Here is a 16,832-nt window from a genome sequence, read left to right as displayed (position 1 = left end):
CGTCCCATCACCATGCGACGACTTCTCGGAACGCTCGCACTCCTGGTGCTGCTCGCCGGCTGCGGTGACGAGGCGGGCGGGCGGTCGCCCGATCCCCAGGACGCGCCGGAGCCCGAGATCATCCTGGTCCACGCCACCGCCGGGGGAGGGGACCCGGAGGCGCAGGCGACCGACGTGACCGACCCGGCCGACCTGGCGTCCTACGTCAGGCAGTTCAGCGACGGGCTGGCCGGGCAGGTGACGAAGGCCGCCGGTGCTGCGGGCGGCAACCCCGTCCTCGCGCAGGTCGTCTCGGTCGGCTGCGACGTGCCGCCCGGCGCCGACCTCGAGCAGGACGTGATCGTCCCCGAGACGGTCGCGAAGCCGATGCCGGAGTGCCTCGCCCCGGTGACGACCGTCGCCGTGGCGAGCGTGCCGGCGCTCCAGTGACCGTCAGGGCTTGTGGTACTCGATCGCCACGGCGTTCGCGACCCATCGCTGGAAGCCGTCGGAGGGCGTGTTGAGCACGGCGGCCGCGCCGTTGCGGTTCTCCCCGACCATCGTCGAGGAGCCACCGCCGTCGAGGTTGATCGCCTCGTCGGCGCCGAGATCGATCATCAGGTTCGCGAGCTCGACCATCGTGTAGCCGCGGCTGCGTGAGCTGCGGCCGTCGACCACCAGGATCAGCACCTCACCGGTGTCGGCGTCCACGCCGATCGCGGTGCGCGGTGCCAGCGTGCGGTCGTCGACCGCGCGGATGATGCCGTCGTGCACGAGGAAGTGGTTGCCGCTGATCGCCATCTGCGGGCGGCCCCGGAGCGACCACTGCACCTTGACGCGGGCGCCCTTGGGGAACTGCTTGCGCAGCAGCGCCGCGCCGTCCCCGCGGCCGACGAGCATCAGGCCGGGGATGACGGTGTCGTTCGCGAGCTTGCCGCGGTTGCTGACGACACGACCGTTCGCGACCATCACCTGGCGGACCCGCTCGGTCTGGCCCTGCGTGACGGCGTACCCCGCGGTGCGCCCGAACCGCGGCGTGTAGACGCCGAGCCCGCCGGGGATGACGAAGGACGAGTTCAGGTTGGTGACCGCGAGCCTCGGGTGGAACAGCACCTTCGCGGTCATCGGCACGTCGTCGATGCCGGCGCGCCCGTTCCGGTTGATGAAGAACGCGTTGTTCCAGCCGTCCTTGCGGGCGTGCAGCAGACCGCGCTGCCGGTCCTTGCCGAGCCCGAGCGGCGCTCCCGTGTGACCGATGTCGTAGAAGTCGCCGTTCACGCCGGCGACCGCGCCGTCCGCGGCGAGGATGTCCTTGACGGGCGCGACCCGGCGCACCGACGGCATGCTCGCGTAGTCGATCCTCAGCCCGGGGGTGCTCGGGTCGACGGTCAGCAGGTGCGCGACGATCGGGCCGCGTGCGTCGGTCTGCGTCCAGCGGGTGTACTTCACGCCCGGCGCCACCCGCCAGCCGACCCGGTCGTCGGTGGTCGCCCGGGGGTAGGTCGAGGTGCGGGGCGCCGCGGTCGCCTCCGGATAGCCCCCGGAGCTGTCCTTGGGATGCAGCTTGCGGGGGACGTCGGGGCCCTGGTGCCCGGGGCGTGCGGGGTCCCCGGCGAGGGCGGGCGCCCCCGCTGCGAGGGCGCACGCCACCAGGCCGGCCGAGAGGGTCAGGCGGATGCGCACCCCCGCAAGGCTAGGCCGTTCACCCGCCCACGACGGGGAGGTGGACGGCCGTGTCCTCGAGCACCACGGCCCCCGGGGTCCGGCTGCCCATCCCCACGAAGGTGTCGCTGACGGGGGTCGCCAGCAGGTACAGCGTCTGCCCGGCCGGCACGTCGATCGCGACCGACGGCAGGGCGATCCGGCGCTGCTCGCCGACCACCGGCGCGGTGGTGCTCAGCGGGAGGACGTTGTTCTGCACCAGGTGGGCGTCGGCCGGCGAGGTGCCGACCGCGAGGCCGTAGAACGCCCGGTTGTTCACCCCGAGCGCGGTCAGCGTGCCGGTGAGGAACGGCGTCCCGGCGACCCGGATGGGGCCCTGGGCGACGGCGTAGGCGATCGGGGCGCCGCCGGTCTCCGGGGTGGCGACCGTGCCGACGTCGTACGTCGTGTTGGCGCGGGGGGTCGCCACGGTGGTGCAGGTGCTGTCCGGGGTGGCCAGGTGCAGCTTGCCGTAGCCGCGGAGCCCGGTGTGCCGGCCCTCGAGCTGCTCGTCGAGGAACCGGATCGTCAGGTCGGTGAAGGTGCCACCCGCGAGCTGCTCGCTGCACGGGTCGGAGGCGACGCTGACCCCGCTGGGCAGCACGGCGGGCAGCGTGTGGCCGCCGTTGTACGCGACGAAGATGCTGTGCCGGCGCGCGTGCGGGGTGATCGCGGTGCGCCAGTTCGCCAGGCCCTGCTGCAGCGGGAAGAGCGTGTCGGTGGTGCCCTGCCCGAACAGGACCGGGATGTCGAGCCGGCGCCCGTGCTCGACGTGCCACCGGGGCCCGTTCTCGCGGAAGAAGGAATCCATGTCCTCGGTGCCGGGCACCGAGCCGTCCGGCCAGCTTCCGGTCGCCGAGCCCTCGACCAGCGCCTGGTAGACGTTGGTCGGCAGCGCGTCCGAGGGGACTGCCCCGGCGCTCAGCGCCGCCGCCCACTCGGTGCGGACCACGCCCTCCGGCGCGAGGCTGTCGCTGAGGTCGTTCCAGGTGATCTCAGGCGCGAGCGCGTCGAGGACCGGCTTGCCCTTCAGGCGCAGCTCCTCGAAGGCGGTGAGGAACTGGTAGCCGCCTCCGTAGCTGCCGCCGATCGCGGCCATCCTCGGGTCGCCCGGGCCGTCCTGCTCCACCCAGGGCAGACCGCTCACCAGGGTCACCAGCTTCCGGACGTCGTGTCCCTCGACGCGCGGGTTCTCGACGTACGCGTGCCCACCGCTCTCGCCGAAGCCGCGCTGGTCGAAGGAGATGACGGCGTACCCGCCGCGGAGGAGCTTCGTGAACGCCGAGGGGTCGGTCTCGCGCTGTCCACCCCAGCCGTGGCTGTGCATCACCATCGGCACCGGGCGGCGAGCGGTCGCCCCGGCCGGGCGGAAGATCGTGTAGCAGATCTGGACGGGGTTGCTGGTCCCCGGATCCGGGACGCTGGTCAGGCAGCCGTCGGTCGTGGAGGCGAGGGGGCGTGCGGCGGCGGTCGTCGTGGGTACGGCGACCAGCGTGGCGGCGAGCAGCGTGGTGGCGATCAGCGTCTTCATGGTGCGGTGTCAACGCCGTTCCCGAGGTCGGGGTTACTCACCAACGGGGATGCGGGCGGCTAGGTTGGCGCCGTGCCGTGGAACACGTTCGTCGAGGGCGACAACCTCGACGTGCTGCCCACCCTGCCGACCGTGGACCTCGTCTACATCGATCCGCCGTACAACACCGGCAACGACTTCGCCTACAAGGACGCCTTCGGCGGCCATGCCGCGTGGGTGGCGTTCATGCGGCCGCGGCTCGCGGCGGCCCGCGACGTGCTGCGCGAGACCGGCGCGATCTTCGTCAGCATCGACGACAACGAGGCCGCGCACCTGAGGCTGCTGATGGACGAGCTGTACGGCGAGCAGAACTTCCTCGCCCAGGTCGTGGTCAACCTCAACCCGAAGGGCCGGCAGCTGGGCAAGGGCTTCGCGACCAGTCACGAGTACCTCCTGGTCTACGCGCGGGACGCCCGGCGCACCGTCCTCGACGCGACCTCCGCGGACACCGTCGACGAGCGCGACTTCCCGCTGACGACCCAGGACGGCCGGCGGTACCGGCACCTGCCGCTGCGGAACACGAACAAGAAGTTCAACCCGGTGACCGCGCGGACCCTGCACTTCACGGTCTGGGGCGACCCGGAGAGCGGACGGGTCAGCACCACGCCGTTCGCGGGCGCCGTCGAGATCGGCCCCGTCTTCGGCGACGGGCGGCCCGCGGTCTGGCGGTGGAGCCGCCCGCGGATCGACGAGCGCCCCGACGACCTCGTGTGCCGTCGGGTGCAGGGCAGGCTGGGGGAGCGGGTCGACGTGTTCCAGCGCGACTGGCTGCATCCCGGAGTCCCGGGCGGGCGCCGCAAGAAGCTGCGCACGATCTGGCTCGCCGAGGAGGTCGGGTCGACGGACACCGCCGTGCAGGAGCTCAAGGACCTGGTCGGCCACGTCTTCGAGTCGCCCAAGCCGACCGGGCTGGTCCGCCGGATCCTCTCGACGATGCCCGACGACGCGGTCGTGCTCGACTTCTTCGCCGGGAGCGGGACGACGGGCCACGCGGTCGCGCTCCAGAACGCCGCGGACCGCGGCTCCCGTCGCTGCATCAGCGTCAACTCGGCGGAGCCGACCCGCGATGGATCGAACGCCCGCAACGCCGGCTTCCTCACGGTCGCCGACATCACCCGCGCCCGGCTGCGCGCCGTCGCTGAGACGGTCGGTGGCGGCCTCGAGGAGGTCGGGGGCAGGATCGACGCATGACCTCCGCCCGCGTCGCCCTCGTCACCGGAGCATCCAGCGGCATCGGGGCGGACGCGGCCCGCGGGCTGCGCAGTGCCGGCTTCGAGGTGTACGCCGTGGCCCGACGGGTCGACCGGATGGCCGGCCTCGAGAAGGACGGGGTCCGGGTCCTCGGGATGGACGTCACCGACGAGGAGTCGATGACGTCGGGGGTCGAGCGGATCCTCAGCGAGGGCGGTCGCATCGACGTCCTCGTCAACAACGCCGGCTACGGGTCGTACGGCGCGGTCGAGGACGTGCCGCTCGACGAGGCAAGGCGGCAGTTCGAGGTCAACCTCTTCGGCCTGGCCCGGCTCACCCAGCTCGTCACGCCGGGGATGCGGCACAACGGCGGTGGCCGGATCATCAACATCTCCTCGATCGGTGCGGTCATCTACGAGCCCTTCGGCGCGTGGTACCACGCCACGAAGTTCGCGGTCGAGGGCTTCAGCGACAGCCTGCGCGTGGAGCTCAGGCCGTTCGGCATCGACGTCGTGATCGTGCGCCCCGCCGGCATCGTCACCGAGTGGAACACGATCGCGCGGGAGCGGCTCGCCGCGACGAGCCGCGGCGGCGCCTACGCGCAGTACGCGGACAGCGCCGTCCGCACGCTGGCGAGGGTCGACAACCGGATGATGTCCAGCGGCCCGGAGGTGGTCGCCAGGACGATCGTCAGAGCGGCCACCGCCCCACACCCCCGCAGCCGCTACGCGACCGGCAAGGGTGCGCGGATCATCCCCGCCGTACGCCGGGTGCTGCCCGACCGGGCCTTCGACGCGGTGCTGGCCCGGGCGTTCCTCCGCTAGACGCCCGCTGCCCTCTCCAGGGCCGCGACCTCGTCGTCGAGGTGCGTCAGCAGCCGCTGGAGGTGCGGCACGGTCCGCCGGCAGCCGATCAGCCCGAAGCCGAGGTTGCCGTCGTAGGAGATGCAGGTGATGTTCAGTGCCATCCCGTTGATCGGGATCGACAGCGGGTAGTGGCCGACCAGCTTCGCGCCGTTCCAGTACTGCGTCGACCGCGGGCCCGGGACGTTGCTGATGATCAGGTTGTACGGCGGCCGGATGATCCCCGACATCCGCAGCAACGGCGCGACGATCGCCGGGGCCTGGCCGAGGGCGCTCATCGCCATGATCTGCGCCGGCGTCATGCCGGAGAGGGCCTCCTTGCCGTCGAGCATCGAGGCGTGGATGCCCTCGAGCCGGCCGGCGGGGTCGTGGAGGTCGGTGCCGAGCTGGCACATCACCGCACCGACGGCGTTCCCGCCCTCGGTCGAGGCGATGTGGGACTCCTTCGCCTTGAGGCCGACCGGCACCATCGCGACCAGGGGCGCCTCGGGCAGCGCATCGTGCTCGAGCAGGTAGCGGCGTACCGCGCCTCCGCACATCGCGAGCACGACGTCGTTGATCGTCGTCCCGGTGGCCTTGCCGATCCGGTGCAGCCGCTCGATCTCCCAGTCCTGGGCGGCGAACCGGCGCGAGCCGGTGATCTTCTGGTTGAAGATCGTGCGCGGCGCGTGCAGCGAGATCGACGAGGTCTCGTTGCGGACGCCCTTGCTGATGGTCTTGATCAGCGCGCCCGGCATGCCGGCCGCCTCGGCGGCGATGCCGAGGGCCGACCGCATCACCTGGGTCGGGATCTCGGCCAGGCTCGTCTCGTCGGACTTCGTGCGCTGGGGCCGGTCCCGCCGGGTCCGCGCGTCCCACGGCGGCGGCATCTCGCGGGTCGCGGCGTCGGGGCTGAGGGTGCTCTGGACGAGCCGCATCGCCGAGATGCCATCGACGAGGGAGTGGTGGACCTTGGTGTAGAGGGCCACGCGCCCGTCGCGGAGCCCCTCGATGATGTGCGCCTCCCACAACGGCCGCTCCCACGCGAGCCGCGTGCTGTGCAGGCGGCTGCTCAGGTCCAGGAGCTCCCGGACCCGGCCGGGCTTCGGCAGCCCGCTGTGCCGGATGTGGTGGTCGATGTCGAACTGCTCGTCCTCGACCCAGACGAGCTGCCCGCCCGTGGACAGGGAGCGGTGCGGTCGCTTGAGGAACAGCGGCGCGATCTCCTCGACGTCCCGCATCGACTCATACATCTCCCGGCCGTAGTTGCGGCCGGCGCCCTCGGGCTTCTCGAAGAGCTGGAGCCCGCCCACGTGCATCGGCATGCTGCGGTTCTCCGCCAGGAGGAACGCCGTCCCGGTCGGGTCGATCGGTGAGACCACGCTTCCCCCTGGTTTCGCTCCGGTCCCGGATGGTGCCGTCCGAGTGTGGCGGCTCGTGGCGACCGCCACAACCCGTCAGTGGTGCCGCCCGTGCTTCTTCGGGCCGTGCGGCTTCTTGTGGTGACCGGGACCGTGACCGTGCGGCTTCGGGTGGTGGTGCTCCGGACGGTGCTTCGGCGGCGGTGGAGGAGCGGAGCGCGCCGCCCCGGTCGCCGCCGGCTTCGTGGAGCCGGCGGTCGCCTGCACCGGGTGCGGCGTCGCCGACGTGGTGTGCCGAGCGGCCGCCGTGTCGGCAGCGGCCGCCGGAGCGGTCGGGTCGCGCCCCTGGAGCGCGGCCAGCAGGAGGGCCGCGACCAGGACGACCGCCCCGCCCGTGACGACGACGATCCGGCGCCGGGCCCAGGGCCCGACCACGACGGGCGGCGCCGGCGGTGTGGCGGGCATCGGCGGCACCACGACGGTGCGGGTCGTGGGTGCCACGGCGGCCCGCGCGGCGACCTCGGCCGCGGTCGGCCGCTCCTCCGGCGTACGCGAGAGCATCGCCCGGAGCAGCGTGCGGAGCCCGGCCGGTACTCCGCTGGGCAGCTCGGGCGGGTCGTCGCGCAGGTGGGCGAGCGCGGTGGCGACCGGTGTCTCGCGCTGGAACGGCGAGCTGCCGGTGAGGCACTGGTGGGCCACGACGCCGAGCGCGTAGACGTCGGACGCGGGTGTCGCCGGGGCGCCCTCGACCTGCTCGGGGCTGAGGTACTCCGCCGTTCCGACCACGAAGCCGGTCTCGGTGAGCGGCTCCGCGGTGTCGGACCGGGCGACGCCGAAGTCCACGAGGACCGGCCGGCCGTCCGACGTGAGCAGGATGTTCGAGGGCTTGAGGTCCCGGTGGACGACGCCGGCCGCGTGCGCGGCGGCGAGCGCCTGACCGATCCCGACCAGCAGGTGGGCGACCCGGCCCGGTGGGAGCGGGGCGGTGAGGGGAATGCCCTCCACGAGCTGCATGACGATGTACGGCGTCGTGCCGGCCGGGCCCTCCTCCTCGCCGTAGTCGTACACGCGCACGATGCCCGGGTGCTGCAGCCCGCCCGCGAACCGCGCCTCCGCCCGGAGCCGGGCGCGGTGGACCTCGTCGTCGGTCGTGCGCAGCACCTTGACCGCGACCGGCCGGTCCAGTCGCGTGTCGTGGGCCCGGTAGACGGTCCCCATGCCACCGGACCCGATCCGCTCGGTCAGCTGGTAGCGCCCGTCGAGCAGGCGCAGTCCGCCCGTCACACCCTCAGTCACGCCCCGGTGGTACCCAGGCGGGGTTGATCGGGAACGCGGACCCGTCGGCGTGCGCCGGCCCGCGGATCGTCCACAGCCCCGGCTCCGGCAGGGTTCTCCACAGCGGGAGGCCGACCCGGCCCGCGAGGTCCGCGACCGCTCCTAGCGTCGCCGGCATGAGATGGATCATCGGCATCGCCCTCGTCCTCGGCACCTGCGTCGGAGGAGCCGCGGTCGCGGCCGTCGACCCGCCGCCCGGCGACACCATCGTCGACGTCACCGGAGACCCCGCCAACGGCTTCGAGATCCGGCACTACGACGGCTCGGCGGAGTACCCACCGACCGACTCCGAGGCACGCGCCGAGTGCTCGGAGTACCACGCCCGGCTACGGGAGGTCCGGTGCCGGACCGAGGTGCGCACCTGGTACCGCGACCTCGGCGACCTGGAGCAGGCGCTCGACTGGGCGCACTCCTCTTGAACGACGCCGTGGACGGCATTTTCACGGCGCCGTGCTCGGCACCGTGCTCGGCGCCGTGACGGTGCGGGCCCGCGTGGCAGGATCGCCCGCATGGAGGCGGGGCCGCTCGACCGGATGTGGGACCGCGGGCGCACCTCGTTGCGCGCCCGGATCAAGCGGCTGGAGTCGAAGACCTGGCAGATCGGGCAGTGTGCGATCGCCGCCGGGGTGGCCTGGTTCGTCGCCGCCGACCTGTTCGGCCACCCGACCCCGTTCTTCGCGCCGGTCGCAGCGGTCGTCGCCCTCGGGACGTCCTACGGCCAGCGGCTGCGCCGGGTCGCCGAGGTCACCATCGGCGTCGCCGTGGGGGTCCTGCTCGCCGACCTCCTCGTGGCCTGGCTCGGGTCCGGCGGCTGGCAGATCGGGCTGATCGTCGCGCTGTCGATGTCGGCGGCGTTCCTGCTCGACGAGGGCCCGCTGTTCGTGACCCAGGCTGCGGTGCAGTCGATCGTGATCGCCGGGTTGGCGGCCGACCCCAGCCAGGCGTTCACCCGCTGGACCGACGCCGTGATCGGCGGCGCGGTCGCGCTGGTGGCGGCGACGATCGTGCCGGCGGCGCCGTTGCGGCGACCGCGTGAGCAGGCCGCGGTCGTGATGCGGAAGGTCGCGGCGCTGCTGCGGGCCGCGGGTGAGGTGATGTCCGACGGCGAGGCCGCGCGGGCGCTGGCGCTGCTCGCCGACGCGCGGTCGACGGACTTCCTGATCCGCGAGCTCCAGGACGCGGCGGACGAGGGCCTCTCGGTCGTCGAGTCGTCACCGTTCCGGGTCCGGCACCGCGACGACCTGCGCAAGATGGCCGAGCTCGTCGACCCGCTCGACCGGGCGCTGCGCAGCACCCGCGTGCTGGTCCGGCAGACCGCGGTCGCGGCGTACCACCGCCGCCCGGTCCCGGGCTCCTACGCGCTGCTCGCGCTCGACCTCGCCGACGCCGGCGATGCCGTGGCCGAGGAGCTGGCCGCCAACCGGATGGCCACGGCGGCCCAGCCGGCGCTGCTGGCGGTCGCCGAGGCGACGGGACAGGTGGAGCGCACCGACGTGCTCGCGGCCGAGGCGGTCCTGGCCCAGCTGCGGTCGGTCGTCGTCGACCTGCTCATGGTCACGGGCATGGACCAGCTGGAGTCGACCGACGCGCTGCCGCCGCCGCGATGAGCCCGGCCGTGGCGGGCGAGCGGTGGGTGCTGCACGTCGACCTGGACCAGTTCATCGCCGCCGTCGAGGTGCTGCGCCGCCCCGAGCTGGCCGGGCTGCCCGTCGTCGTGGGCGGACGCGGCGACCCCGCCGAGCGCGGGGTGGTGGCGACCGCGTCGTACGAGGCCCGCGCGTACGGCGTCGGGTCCGGGATGCCGCTGCGGGTGGCCGCCCGGAAGTGCCCGGACGCGGTGTTCCTGCCGGTCGACAAGGACGCGTACGACGCCGCGTCGGCCGAGGTGATGGCGACGCTGCGCGGCCTGGAGTGGGGTGGCGTGCCCGTCGTGCTCGAGGTGCTCGGCTGGGACGAGGCGTTCCTCGGCGCGGGCGCGGGGCACGCGGACCTCGGCGACCCGCGGGAGTTCGCGGAGCGGGTGCGGACAGCCGTGCTGGCCGCCACCGAGCTGCACTGCTCGGTCGGCATCGGCGACAACAAGCTGCGCGCCAAGATCGCGACCGACTTCGGCAAGCCGCGCGGTGTGTGGCAGCTGACGGAGGAGAACTGGTTCGAGGTGATGGGGGAGCGGCCGACCACGGCGCTGTGGGGGATCGGCTCGAAGACCGGCAAGAAGCTGGCCGCGCTCGGCATCGACACCGTCGCCCAGCTCGCGAGCTCCGACGCCCGGCTGCTGGCCGCCGAGCTCGGACCCACGATGGGGCCGTGGTACCACCGCCTCGCCCGGGGCGCGGACACCGGTCCGGTGGACGCCACGCCGTGGGTGCCGCGCGCGCACGGGCGCGAGGAGACGTTCCAGCAGGACCTCGAGACGCCGGAGGAGGTCGCGGCCGCGATCCGGGAGCTGACCCGGCGCGTGGTCGCGGACATCGACGCCGAGGGCCGGCCGGCGGCGCGGGTCGGCCTCAAGGTTCGGCTGAAGCCCTTCGTCACCGTGAGCCGCAGCCTGACCCTGCCGGCGCCCACGAACGACCCGTCCGTGCTCGGTGACGCGGCGGTCTCGCTGCTGGACCGGCTCGATGACCGGCACCGCGACCGGCCGGTGCGGCTGCTCGGCGTCCGGCTGGAGATGGTGCCCCCGGACGGGGGCTACTGAAGGCCGGCGCGCAGCTCCCGCACCACGGAGTCGACGACCGCGACCAGGTCGCCGTCGGTGGCCTCGGCGACCGCCCGCTGGCGCTGGTACGACGCGCCCCGGCGCGGGATGTCGGCCACCGAGTCCAGCTCGGCGGCGCAGCCCAGCCGGTCGGCGACCGGGCCGAGGCGCTCGAGCAGGTCGGCGAGGTCGTCGGTGACCAGTCGCTCGTTCGACGCCGCGTCCGTGATCACGATCGCGTCCAGGCCGTAGCGCGCGGCGCGCCACTTGTTCTCCTGCACGTGCCACGGCGGCATCGTCGGGAGGATCTCGCCCGCGGCGAGCCGGGTGTCCAGGTCGATCACGAGGCAGTGCATGAGCGCGACCAGTGCCGCGAGCTCGGTGAAGTTGGAGACACCGTCGCAGACCCGGTTCTCGAGCGTGCCGTGCGCCGGCGCCGGCCGGAGGTCCCAGCGGATCTCGGTGAGCTCCTCGATCACGCCGGTGACGACCTGGTCCTGGGCGAACGCCTCGAACTCCGACCACGTCTCGAACTGGAACGGCAACCCGGCCGTGGGGAGCTGCTGGAACATCAGGGCGCGGTTGGAGGCGTACCCCGTGTCCGTGCCGGCCCAGATCGGGGACGAGGCCGAGAGTGCCTGCAGGTGCGGGTAGTAGGTGAGCAGGGCCGAGAGCACCGGCATCACCCGCTCCTTCTCGGGCAGGCCCACGTGCACGTGCACGCCCCAGATCAGCATCTGCCGGCCCCACCACTGGGTGCGGTTGATCAGCTCCTCGTAGCGGTGGCCCTCGGTGAGCTGCTGCCCGGTCCAGGTCGCGAACGGATGGGTGCCGGCGCCGTACAGGTCGATGTCGAGGTCGTCGCCGGCCGGGAGGACCACCTCGAGGGTCTGCTGCAGGTCCGCCATCGCGGCACCGGCGGTGCGGCACACGCCGCTGACGAGCTCCACGGTGTTGCGGAGCATCTCCTTGTGCAGCTTGCCCGGGTCCGGGAGCCGCGGCTTCGCCCGGGCGAACAGGTGCGTGGCGTCGTTGCGCAGGTCGCGGGTGCGCCGGTCGACGAGCGCCAGCTCCCACTCCACGCCCAGCGTCGGCTCGGGAGATCCGTGGAAGTCGATGCGCACCCGACCAGCGTTCCACAGGTCAACTGAGGGGCATGTCCTCCACCCGGGCGATCCAGCTCGCGGCCACGCCGTGGTACGGCGCCGCGCCGGCCGCCACCGCGGCCTGCACGCGGTCGCACGACGCCATCGCCGCAGCCACCAGGTCGTCGGGGTAGCGGAACCGGATCCGGTGGTCCGCGAACTCGTCCTCGTCGTCGACCCAGACCCGGCCGGTGTTCCCGCGGACCACGTCCAGGTCCAGGTCCACTGCGCGCACGACGGTGCCGTCCCAGACCGGCGGGGTCGTGACGTCGACGTACACCTGCAGCGGTCCGTCGACGTCGTGGAAGGTCGCCAGCCAGCCGCGGCCCTCGTCCGGCCCGGCCGCCGGGATGAGCCCGACCTGGCGGGTGGGCGCGACGTAGGTCATGCCGGGCCGGGTCATCACGGTGCCCGGCCGGATGCCCAGCCAGTCGCCGTGCTCGTCGCTGCCGAGGTAGGTCGTGCCGAGCTCCCAGTGCGGCCGGTCACCCCACTTCGACATCACGATCCGGACGGGCGTTCCCGGTGGTGGGGTCACGTGACCTGTCTACCAGCCGGCTGCGACCATGACGGCCATGTTGGAGTCCCGCGAGCTCAACCTGACCCTGGACTTCTGCCTCCGCGTCGGCGAGCTCCTGCTCTCGTCCGGAGCCGGCGCGGCGGACGTCACGGCGACCATGCAGGCGCTGTCCTGGGAGTACGGCGTGCGCCGGCCCGAGGTCGACGTCACCTTCACCTCGCTCTCGATGAGCTTCCAGCCCGACCCCGAGGAGCCGGCGGTCGTGCTGATCCGGCAGGTCAAGCAGCGCGACATCGACTACGAGGACCTGACGCTCGTCGACCAACTGGTCCGCGACGTGCTGCGTGGCGAGGCCGATCTGAAGGACGCCCGGGCGCGGCTGGCCCGGATCGTCTCCTCCGGCCACATCCTGCCGCGCTGGGCGGCCACCCTCGGCTGGGGTGTGATGGCCGCCGGCGTCGGGCTCCAGCTGGGGGGGAACGCAGCCGTGGTCCTGATCGCGGCGGTCGCGGCGATCGCCATCGACCGGTTGCAGCTGGTGATGGGGCGGCGACGGGTCCCGTTCTTCTACCGCCAGGTCGCCGGTGGCGGGGTGGCCACCCTGATCGCCGTGCTCGCGAAGGCAGCCTGGGGCGACCTCGACCCGTCGCTGGTCGTCACCGCGAACCTGATCATGCTGCTCGCCGGCATCGGCTTCATGGGCGCGCTCCAGGACGCGCTCACCGGCTTCTACGTCACGGCCGGCGCGCGGCTCACCGAGGCACTGCTGGCGACGGCAGGGATCATCGCCGGCGTCAGCGGCGGCCTCACCGTGGCCGACCTGCTGGGCATCTCGGTCGGGAAGATCGAGGTGGGCGCCGCGTCCAACCTCCGGGACGTGACGATGATGGCGGTCGGGGCGGGGATCTGTGCCGCGGCGTTCGCGTTCGCGTCCTACGCCCCGCGCCGCACCCTGGTCTGGATCGGGGTGGTCGCCGCGGTGGCGATGTTGATCAGCCAGACGATCACGCTCGGCGGCGTCGGCAGCACCTGGTCGACGGCACTGGCGGCGTTCTTCGTCGGCCTCGTGAGCTACACGGTCGCCGGCCGGCTGCTGGTGCCACCGCTCGTCGTGGTGGTCTCCGCCGTCGTGCCGATGCTGCCGGGCCTCTCGATCTACCGCGGGCTGAGCCTGCTGGCCGAGGGCGGCCACTACACGTCGGAGGGGCTGCTGGCGATCATCACGGCCGCGTCGGTCGCGATCGCACTGGCCTCCGGCGTGATCCTCGGTGAGTACGTCGCCCAGCCGCTCCGGCGCGAGGCACGCCGGCTCGAGGGCCGGCTCGCGGGACCGCGCCTGGTCGGCCCGCTCAAGGTGCGGACCCGTCGGGTCAGACGACCGTCGTCCGGTCCGGAAGCACGCGACTAGCGGCCTTCGCCACGATGTCCTGGTAGCGCGAGCCGGTGAGCTTCGCGAGGTGGTGGACCGCGTGCGCGTCGAGCCCGACGAGCACCCGCGCCTTGTCGTGCAGCACGCCCTTGACGATGATCTCGGCGGCCCGCTCCGGGGTCATCTTGGCGAGCTTCTCGTCGAACAGCCTCGCCGTGCGCTCCTTGTCCTCCTTGGCGGAGACGCGGGCGTTGCGCGCGATCGCGGTCTTGATGCCGCCGGGGTGCACCACGGTCACGCCGACCGGGTGACCGGCGACCAGCATCTCCTCGCGGAGCGCCTCGGACATGCCTCGGACGGCGTACTTGGCGGCGTTGTACATGCTCTGGCCGGGCATCGAGACGAGCCCGAACAGCGACGAGATGTTCACGACGTGGCCGTCGCCCGACGCGATCAGGTGGGGCAGGAACTCCTTGGTGCCGTGCAGCACGCCCCAGAAGTTGATGCCGACGATCCAGTCCATGTCGCCGTACTCGAGGTCCTCGAGGTTCCCTGCGAGCGCGACACCGGCGTTGTTCACGACCACGTTCACCCGGCCGAGCTGCTCGGCCACCGAGGAGGCGTACGCCGCGAACGCGGCGCGGTCGGCGACGTCGAGGTGGTCGGAGCGCACCTCCCGGGCGCCGGCCGCCTTGACCAGGTCGACGGTCTCGGCCAGCCCGGCGTCGTCGACGTCGGAGATCGCCAGCAGCGCGCCCTGGCGGGCCAGGTTGATCGAGAGCGCCCGGCCGATGCCGGAGCCCGCTCCCGTGATCGCCACGACCTTGTCGTCGAAGGACTTCATGCGGGCTGTTCCTCCCTGCTGGTGGGGACCGGGGTGGTGTCGTAGGCGTCGGCGTCGAAGCGGGCGAGGTTGCGGCGGAACGTGAAGGTGGCCTTCGGCCACAGCGTGGTGTTGCGGCCGTGCTCGTCCAGGTACCAGCTCTCGCAGCCGCCCGTCGTCCAGACCGTGCGCTTCATCCGGCGCTGAACGCTGCGGTTCCACTTCCGGTGCGCCGCCTCGCGCGGCTCGATCGCGCCGAGGCCGCGCTCGCGCATGGTGCGCACGGCGTCGCGGAGGTAGGCGACCTGGGCCTCGATGATGAAGACCATGCTGGTGTGGCCCTGGCCCGTGTTGGGGCCGACCAGGACGAACAGGTTCGGGAAGCCGGGCACCGTCGTGCCCTTGTACGCCGCCATGCCCTGCTCGCGCCAGACGTCCGCCAGGCTCCGCCCGGCGGTGCCGGTGACGTGCTCGGCGAACGGCAGGTCGGTGGTGTGGAAGCCGGTTGCCACGACCAGGACGTCGACCGGCCGCTCCACCCCGTCGGCGGTGACGACCGCGCTGCCGGTGACCTTTGCGATGGGATCGGTCACGAGCTCGGTGTTGTCCGCGGCGAGTGCCGGGTACCACGTGTTGGAGCGCAGGATCCGCTTGCAGCCGATCTCGAAGTGGGGAGTCACGCGCTCGCGCAGCGCCGGGTCCTTGATGCCCTTGCGGATGTTCGCGAGCGCGGCCTGCTTGGCGGGGGCGGCGATCTTCGGCTCGATGGTGAACGCGGGCACGTAGGCCTCGTGCGCCCAGTAGATGCCGGTCCGGTAGACCTTCCGCAGCAGCGGGAGCCGGCGCAGCGCGCGTCGCTCGAGGGCGCCGTACCGACGGTCGTTGCGCGGGATCACCCACGGGGCGGTGCGCTGGTAGACGTCGAGGTGGCCGCCGCTGGCCGCCAGGGACTGCTGCAGCTCGGGGACGATCTGGATCGCCGAGGCGCCGGTGCCGATCACCGCGACCCGCTTGCCGGCCAGGTCGACGTCGTGGTTCCACCGCGCGGAGTGGAACAGCTCGCCCTGGAACGTCTCGATGCCTTCGATCTCCGGCGGCTTCGGCTCCGACAGGCTGCCCGCGCCGACGACCAGCGTGCGCGACACGACCGTGCGCTCGCCGTCCGGCCCGGTGATCCGCGACCGCCACACCTGGGCCGCCTCGTCCCAGGTCGCGTCCTCGAAGCGGGTGTCGAACTCGAACCGGTCGAGGGTGCCCGAGCTCTCGGCGACCGAGCGCAGGTAGGCCTGGATCTCCGGCTGCGGGGAGTACGACATCGACCACTCGGGATTGGTCGCGAACGAGTACGAGTAGAGCTGGCGCTCGGGACGTCGCACGCCGCGCCGGGGTAGGTGTTGTCACGCCACGTGCCGCCGACGTCCGACCCCTTCTCGACCACCAGGAAGTCGGTCTCGCCGTCCTCCTGGAGCTTGATGGCGGCGCACAGTCCGGCGAAGCCCGCTCCGACGATGAGGTGCTCCACATGCATGGGCCGACCGTACTGGCGTTATTGAAAAAGTGTCAATAGAGTGGTGGCCGTGAGTCAGCCTAACCTCCGCCAGACGTCTGGGGGCCGGACCCGCCTGTCGCCCGAGCAGCGGCGGGAGCAGCTCCTCGACCTGGGCGTGAAGCTGCTCGCCCACCGGTCCCTCGATGAGCTCTCGATCGACCTGCTCGCGGAGGAGGCCGGGATCTCGCGCGGGCTGCTCTACCACTACTTCGGCAACAAGCACGCCTTCCACGAGGCCGTCGTACGCCGGGCTGCCGACGACCTGATCGAGCAGACGGCACCCCCGGTCGACGGCGAGCCGATGGAGCGGATGCTGACCTCGTTGTCGGCGTACCTCGACTACGTCGTGGACAACCACGAGGGCTACCTGTCCCTGGTGAAAGCGGCGGCCGGCGGCAACGAGACGCTGCGCGAGATCTACGAGGAGGCCCGGTCGGCGCTGAACGGCCGGGTCTTCCGCGAGGACGCGCAGGGCGACATCATCCCCGACACCCCCGCGACCCGGCTGGTGGTGCGCGGCTGGTCGGCGATGGTGGAGGAGCTGGTGCTCTCCTGGATCGCCGAGCCGCGCGGGGTGACCCGCGAGGAGCTGCTCGAGATCATGGCCGCGTCGCTGCCCGCGATCGTCGAGGTCACGCCGGGCCGGTAGCCGGGGCGGGAGCCGGAGGTCTCGACACGCTCGCTGGCGCTCGCTACTCGACCACCGACGACTGCTTCGTTGGTCGAGTAGCCCGCCGCGAGGAACGAGC

At 72.7% G+C, this 16,832-nt stretch carries 17 protein-coding genes and 1 pseudogene; 8 read left to right on the top strand and 10 right to left on the bottom strand.

Features of this window, described 5'->3' with window-relative positions:
• The first annotated feature begins 12 nt into the window (after positions 1-12).
• The gene (locus tag ACVW2K_RS21490; protein ID WP_155992073.1) at positions 13-429 is read left to right on the top strand and encodes a hypothetical protein; all 417 of its coding nucleotides are present in this window, start codon (positions 13-15) and stop codon (positions 427-429) included.
• Positions 430-432: 3 nt separating this feature from the next.
• On the opposite strand, the gene ACVW2K_RS21485 is transcribed toward ACVW2K_RS21490, so the two are convergent.
• Together ACVW2K_RS21485 and ACVW2K_RS21480 are read right to left on the bottom strand one after the other, a co-directional pair.
• On the bottom strand, positions 433-1,662 hold the full coding sequence (locus tag ACVW2K_RS21485) for a phosphodiester glycosidase family protein (protein WP_457203905.1): 1,230 nt from the start codon (positions 1,660-1,662) through the stop codon (positions 433-435).
• Positions 1,663-1,681: 19 nt separating this feature from the next.
• Entirely contained in the window at positions 1,682-3,211 is a 1,530-nt protein-coding gene (locus tag ACVW2K_RS21480) for an alpha/beta hydrolase family protein (protein ID WP_028637515.1), read from the bottom strand.
• A gap of 72 nt (positions 3,212-3,283) precedes the next feature.
• On the opposite strand from ACVW2K_RS21480, the gene ACVW2K_RS21475 reads away from it, so the two are divergent.
• Positions 3,284-4,441 carry a site-specific DNA-methyltransferase gene (locus ACVW2K_RS21475; protein ID WP_028637516.1) on the top strand — a complete coding sequence of 386 codons (1,158 nt, stop codon included), beginning with the start codon at positions 3,284-3,286 and terminating at the stop codon, positions 4,439-4,441.
• Positions 4,438-5,265: an oxidoreductase gene (locus ACVW2K_RS21470; protein ID WP_028637517.1), complete on the top strand. Its 828-nt coding sequence runs from the start codon at positions 4,438-4,440 to the stop codon at positions 5,263-5,265. Before ACVW2K_RS21475 ends, ACVW2K_RS21470 begins: the two co-directional genes overlap by 4 nt.
• On the opposite strand, the gene ACVW2K_RS21465 is transcribed toward ACVW2K_RS21470, so the two are convergent.
• The 3 genes from ACVW2K_RS21465 to ACVW2K_RS21455 all read right to left on the bottom strand — a co-directional run bounded on the left by ACVW2K_RS21465 (position 5,262) and on the right by ACVW2K_RS21455 (position 8,097).
• Complete coding sequence (locus ACVW2K_RS21465; protein ID WP_028637518.1) at positions 5,262-6,665, bottom strand: WS/DGAT/MGAT family O-acyltransferase; 1,404 nt, start codon at positions 6,663-6,665, stop codon at positions 5,262-5,264. The two genes, ACVW2K_RS21470 and ACVW2K_RS21465, sit on opposite strands and share 4 nt — an antisense overlap.
• A 75-nt stretch (positions 6,666-6,740) precedes the next feature.
• On the bottom strand, positions 6,741-7,940 hold the full coding sequence (locus ACVW2K_RS21460) for a serine/threonine-protein kinase (protein WP_457203904.1): 1,200 nt from the start codon (positions 7,938-7,940) through the stop codon (positions 6,741-6,743).
• Entirely contained in the window at positions 7,933-8,097 is a 165-nt protein-coding gene (locus ACVW2K_RS21455) for a hypothetical protein (RefSeq protein ID WP_457203903.1), read from the bottom strand. Before ACVW2K_RS21455 ends, ACVW2K_RS21460 begins: the two co-directional genes overlap by 8 nt.
• Here ACVW2K_RS21455 and ACVW2K_RS21450 point away from each other — a divergent pair.
• From ACVW2K_RS21450 to ACVW2K_RS21440, 3 genes are all read left to right on the top strand, one after another.
• Complete coding sequence (locus ACVW2K_RS21450) at positions 8,096-8,398, top strand: hypothetical protein (RefSeq protein ID WP_197025319.1); 303 nt, start codon at positions 8,096-8,098, stop codon at positions 8,396-8,398. The genes ACVW2K_RS21455 and ACVW2K_RS21450 overlap by 2 nt on opposite strands.
• A gap of 90 nt (positions 8,399-8,488) precedes the next feature.
• Positions 8,489-9,586: an FUSC family protein gene (locus ACVW2K_RS21445; protein WP_028637519.1), complete on the top strand. Its 1,098-nt coding sequence runs from the start codon at positions 8,489-8,491 to the stop codon at positions 9,584-9,586.
• An 8-nt stretch (positions 9,587-9,594) separates the two neighbouring features.
• Positions 9,595-10,677, top strand: a complete 1,083-nt coding sequence (locus ACVW2K_RS21440) for a DNA polymerase IV (protein ID WP_457203902.1) — start codon at positions 9,595-9,597, stop codon at positions 10,675-10,677.
• Here the strand turns inward: ACVW2K_RS21440 and ACVW2K_RS21435 are convergent.
• Positions 10,671-11,801: a glutamate--cysteine ligase gene (locus ACVW2K_RS21435; RefSeq protein ID WP_457203901.1), complete on the bottom strand. Its 1,131-nt coding sequence runs from the start codon at positions 11,799-11,801 to the stop codon at positions 10,671-10,673. The two genes, ACVW2K_RS21440 and ACVW2K_RS21435, sit on opposite strands and share 7 nt — an antisense overlap.
• Positions 11,802-11,820: 19 nt before the next feature.
• A complete protein-coding gene (locus ACVW2K_RS21430) occupies positions 11,821-12,360 on the bottom strand; it encodes a DUF402 domain-containing protein (protein ID WP_457203900.1) in 540 nt (179 codons plus the stop codon).
• 37 nt (positions 12,361-12,397) lie between these two features.
• Between ACVW2K_RS21430 and ACVW2K_RS21425 the strand changes: the two genes are divergently transcribed.
• A complete protein-coding gene (locus ACVW2K_RS21425; protein WP_457203899.1) occupies positions 12,398-13,750 on the top strand; it encodes a threonine/serine ThrE exporter family protein in 1,353 nt (450 codons plus the stop codon).
• On the opposite strand, the gene ACVW2K_RS21420 is transcribed toward ACVW2K_RS21425, so the two are convergent.
• The 3 genes and pseudogenes from ACVW2K_RS21420 to ACVW2K_RS21410 all read right to left on the bottom strand — a co-directional run.
• Positions 13,713-14,555, bottom strand: a complete 843-nt coding sequence (locus ACVW2K_RS21420) for an SDR family NAD(P)-dependent oxidoreductase (RefSeq protein WP_457203898.1) — start codon at positions 14,553-14,555, stop codon at positions 13,713-13,715. The genes ACVW2K_RS21425 and ACVW2K_RS21420 overlap by 38 nt on opposite strands.
• On the bottom strand, positions 14,552-15,910 hold the full coding sequence (locus tag ACVW2K_RS21415) for a flavin-containing monooxygenase (protein ID WP_457203897.1): 1,359 nt from the start codon (positions 15,908-15,910) through the stop codon (positions 14,552-14,554). The genes ACVW2K_RS21420 and ACVW2K_RS21415 overlap by 4 nt, the downstream gene beginning before the upstream one ends.
• A 41-nt stretch (positions 15,911-15,951) precedes the next feature.
• Positions 15,952-16,062: pseudogene (locus ACVW2K_RS21410) on the bottom strand (FAD-binding protein); the annotation flags it as partial.
• A gap of 49 nt (positions 16,063-16,111) precedes the next feature.
• Here ACVW2K_RS21410 and ACVW2K_RS21405 point away from each other — a divergent pair.
• On the top strand, positions 16,112-16,732 hold the full coding sequence (locus tag ACVW2K_RS21405; RefSeq protein WP_457203896.1) for a TetR/AcrR family transcriptional regulator: 621 nt from the start codon (positions 16,112-16,114) through the stop codon (positions 16,730-16,732).
• Positions 16,733-16,832 lie beyond the last annotated feature (100 nt).

It is taken from the genome of Nocardioides sp. HB32 (assembly GCF_054058995.1).
Note: the sequence above shows the minus strand (reverse complement) of the source record. Positions and strands in the feature narration are given on the sequence as shown.